Consider the following 1,478-nt stretch of genomic DNA (forward strand, 5'->3'; position numbering starts at 1 on the left):
CTAGTACTTCGTCACAGTGATTTTGACGGGTTGATTTCGAGCCATTCGAGGATGGGCAACGCTTCGGGAGACACGAGGAGTTCGATGCTTCGGGCGACACCGGGTTGACGTCGGATCAATCCATTGCGCTCGAGGGTGACGACCATCTGGTGGACCGAAGGCGGGCTGACGCGGAAGTGGCGCTGCATGTCGGTTTCGGCTGGCGGCCGGCCGAACATGTGCGAGTAGACGTAAATGAAAGCCAGATACCGGCCTTGCTTGTCGGTGAAGCTTTGCCGGCCGGTATGCTCGCCTGATTTTTGACTCATCTGTCGATTCGTCCGGGCCTCCGACAAAAAGGAGGCTGCGATGAATGTACGGTATCGGGTCGAACTGAGCCAAGCCGAACGCGATGAACTCACCGCGATGTTGAGCAAAGGCAAGCGCGCCGCTCGCAAGCTCAAGCGGGCGCAGATCCTGCTGGCGGCCGATGCCGGGCGCAGCGACGAGGAGATTGCTTGCGCCGTGGCGGTAAGCAGATCCACCGTGTACCGGACCAAGCGGCGCTTCGTGGAAGGCAATCTGGAACAGGCGCTGAGCGAGGAGCCGCGTCCTGGAGCGGAGCGCAAGCTCACCGGCACGGAGGAAGCCCTGCTGGTGGCAACGGCCTGCGCGATCCCTCCGCAGGGTCGCGCCCGCTGGAGTTACTGGCCGACGCCATGGTCAAGCTTACCAATCACGCCAGCCTGTCGGGCGAAATCGTTCGCTGGCGGCTGGCCGAAAACGGCCTCAAGCCCTGGCGCAAGGACATGTGGTGCATTCCCCGGGTCGACGGCGAATATGTCGCCTGCATGGAAGACGTTCTCGACCTCTATGCCGAAGCACCTGATCCGAAGCGCCCGGTTGTTTGCTTCGATGAAAGCCCGGTCCAGCTTATTGGCGAGGTGCGCGAGCCTCTCCCACCCGAGCCGGGGCAACTCGAACGTTTCGACTACGAGTACCGCCGCAACGGTACCGTCAATCTCTTCGTCGTCCTCGACGTCAATCGGCCGTGGCGCAAGGTCAAGCTCACCGAGCGGCGCACGGCCAAAGACTACGCCAAATGCATGCTCGAACTCGTCGATGTTCATTATCCCGACGCCGAGTGCATCCGCGTCGTGCAGGACAACCTGTCGATCCACTCGGCCGGCGCCCTTTATGAGGCTTTCCCGCCCGCCGAAGCCAAACGCATTCTGCGCCGCCTCGAGTTCCATCACACCCCCAAACACGCCAGCTGGCTCAACATGGTGGAGATCGAGATCGGCGTCCTGCGCGGCCAATGCCTGGATCGCAGAATCGACGATCCCAAGCACCTCGCCAGTGAAGTCGCCGCATGGGAACGACAGCGAAACGCTGCCGGAGCACGCATCAAATGGATGTTCACAAAAGGCGCGCAACAAATTGGGCCGCGCCTACCCAGACACGTCGAAAGAATCATAATCACTGTGCAGAGGTACTAG

At 61.2% G+C, this 1,478-nt stretch carries 1 protein-coding gene and 1 pseudogene; one reads left to right on the forward strand and one right to left on the reverse strand.

Annotated features, from left to right (window positions below; translation table 11 throughout):
* Window positions 1-11 precede the first annotated feature (11 nt).
* The gene (locus tag FXB38_RS45285) at window positions 12-308 is read right to left on the reverse strand and encodes a LexA family protein (protein WP_148756713.1); all 297 of its coding nucleotides are present in this window, start codon (window positions 306-308) and stop codon (window positions 12-14) included.
* A 40-nt stretch (window positions 309-348) separates the two neighbouring features.
* Here FXB38_RS45285 and FXB38_RS42080 point away from each other — a divergent pair.
* Window positions 349-1,458, forward strand: a pseudogene (locus FXB38_RS42080) (IS630 family transposase).
* Window positions 1,459-1,478: the final 20 nt, after the last annotated feature.

The sequence above is a fragment of the Bradyrhizobium cytisi genome (assembly GCF_008123515.1).
Lineage (GTDB): Bacteria > Pseudomonadota > Alphaproteobacteria > Rhizobiales > Xanthobacteraceae > Bradyrhizobium > Bradyrhizobium cytisi.